2 protein-coding genes are annotated in these 2,732 nt (G+C 42.3%); both read left to right on the top strand.

Features of this window, described 5'->3' with window-relative positions; all coding sequences use genetic code 11:
• Positions 1-385: 385 nt before the first annotated feature.
• Complete coding sequence (locus H5185_RS21680) at positions 386-1,909, top strand: YifB family Mg chelatase-like AAA ATPase (RefSeq protein ID WP_182743202.1); 1,524 nt, start codon at positions 386-388, stop codon at positions 1,907-1,909.
• Between the two features lie 79 nt (positions 1,910-1,988).
• Positions 1,989-2,732: acyltransferase (locus H5185_RS21675; protein ID WP_182743200.1), on the top strand; the 744-nt coding region annotated here is incomplete at its 3' end.

The raw sequence follows: 2,732 nt of genomic DNA, 5'->3' as shown, positions 1-2,732 counted from the left end.
AATTATCAGAGAGGCTCATAGTTTACCTTTACCTGAATACTAGCCAAAATATCAGGAATGTATGGACATATCATTGTTACAAAATGGGTAAATGTAAAATCAAAGCGATTGATTTAAATAAAAATCAATAAAGCTAATAATTCAATACAAATAGAAATAACGACAGATGGAATATGATTATAGCGTTTCACAGCAAAAGACCTATTGATTAACAAGCCTCTCGTACTATAAAGCCGCGGTATTCTACTCAACATCAGTGATTTAAACTAGCGTGCCAGCATAATTATATCTGAGTTATTTGGGCTTTATCACGCAAAAAAAAACATCGCTGCTAGACTATAATCACGTGTTGATTTGTATATTATTCAAACAAAAGGAATTGTTAATGGCGATTGCCTGTGTATTTACCCGAGCGAGTTGCGGTGTAGAAGCGCCGAGAGTCACAGTTGAAGTCCATTTAAGTAATGGTTTACCAGCATTTAATCTGGTGGGATTGCCAGAAACGTCAGTTAAAGAAGCTAAAGAGCGGGTCAGAAGCGCGTTAATTAATGCAGGATTTGAGTTCCCGCAACGACGGATCACTGTCAACCTAGCGCCAGCAGATTTACCTAAGCAAGGCGGTCGCTATGATTTGCCTATTGCCGTTGGGATTCTCGCAGCATCAAATCAAGTCCCAGCCAAAGCATTACATCAATGTGAATTTGTCGGTGAACTGGCTCTTTCCGGTCAAATTCGCCCTTGCAGTGGCTTGTTACCTGCTATTATTGCCGCGCGTAACGATCAGCATCATTTCTTTATGCCTATCGAAAATCGCCATGAGGCAGAGCTCGTTGGCTATCATCACAGTTATTTTGTCGCACACTTACAAAACTTAGCGGCATTTCTACACGGCCAAGCACAATTACCTTTACTCGATTCTCTCCCCGAGTGGATTGAAGAAGAGCCGCAACTGCAATCATCACTTTGCATGAGCGATGTCATTGGTCAATATCAAGCCAAACAAGGATTAGAAATCGCAGCTGCCGGGGGACATAACATGCTATTCATAGGCCCCCCTGGCACAGGAAAAAGCATGTTAGCTAATCGAATTATCCCACTATTACCCAAACTCACCTACGATGAGGCCATTGAAGTGGCAGCCATTCACTCTGTCGCCGGATTACATATTAAACCACAAAGTTTCCTTAACCGCCCTTTTCGCTCGCCGCATCATACGTCATCATCGATTGCGCTTATTGGTGGTGGCAGTCATCCAAAACCTGGGGAAATATCGTTGGCTCACCGTGGTATATTATTTCTTGACGAAATAGCTGAGTTCCCTCGAAAAGTATTAGATTGCCTGCGAGAGCCACTAGAAACTGGTCAAGTTGAGATATCACGCGCAGCCGCTAAACTGACTTTTTTGAGTCGATTTCAACTCATCGCGGCAATGAACCCCAGCCCCTGTGGCGATACGGAACGTACTCGTTCTACCCCTGATCAAATTCAACGTTACTTATCACGTCTATCAGGGCCTTTTTTAGATCGTTTCGATTTAACCGTTGATGTGCCCAAACTGCCAGCTGGCACCTTAACCCAACAACATCAACCCAGTGAGTCCAGCGTTGAAATCGCTAAACGGGTTAGACAAGCACGCGATCGACAACTCAACCGGTCTGGGGTATTAAATAGTGAATTAAGCCCAAAACAACTCAAACAAGACGGCGGAATAACTCAAGCAGATTTGGCTTTTTTGGAGCAAAGTGTGGTGAGTTTAGGGTTGTCGGTTCGCAGTTTTCATCGTATTCAACGGGTATCTCGCACCATTGCCGACTTACAGCAATCACCAACCACCGAACGCAGTCATATTGCTCAAGCCCTTGGCTATAGGGCAATGGACCGATTACTGGCAAAATTGAATCAGCAATAAGCGTAATTTAACCTATCGTATTGATTGAGCAAAACAGCGACTACGAGTAACATAGCACTCCGTTTAATAGGAGATACAAATGTCGCTGCTTTCGAAAATCAAAGGTTCAATCGCATTCTTATGTTATGTCATTAATACCATTTTTTGGACCATCCCGATCTTAGCATTTAGTTTTGTAAAATTGATCCCTATTGGTATTTGCCAAAAAATCTGCAGCTATATTCTTGATAATTGCGCCACTGCTTGGATTAGCGTCAATACCGTCATCGAAGCTATTTTTCATCCGATGCGTATTCGCGTTACAGGTGATCAATCATTTTCGGAACAAGAGTGGTATATGGTTATTGCTAACCATCAATCCTGGGTCGACATCCTCATTTTACAACGAGTATTTAATCGCAAGATCCCCTTTTTAAAGTTTTTCCTGAAACAAGAACTGATTTTTGTGCCCGTACTAGGCTTGGCTTGGTGGGCATTAGACTTTCCTTTTATGCGCCGTTATAGCACATCACAATTGCGCAAAAACCCTAAATTGAAAGGGAAAGACATTGAAATCACACGTAAAGCATGTGAAAAATTTAAAACTAAGCCTGTGAGTATAATGAACTTTGTTGAAGGTACGCGTTTTACTGCAGCTAAACACGATAAACAAGCATCACCTTTTCAACATCTTTTAAAGCCTAAAGCTGGTGGTATGGCGTTTGCTCTCTCAGCCATGGGTGAACACATTAACAAGCTGGTTAATGTCACTATATATTACCCTGATACGGTACCCACATATTGGCAATATATCAGTGGCGGGTTGTCTGAGGTGAGAGTCGAC

Origin of the sequence: Shewanella sp. SG44-6 (assembly GCF_014164185.1) — a bacterium.
Classification (GTDB): Bacteria; Pseudomonadota; Gammaproteobacteria; order Enterobacterales; family Shewanellaceae; genus Shewanella; species Shewanella vesiculosa.
The sequence above is the reverse complement of the archived record's forward strand: the minus strand, read 5'-3'. Positions and strand labels throughout refer to the sequence as shown.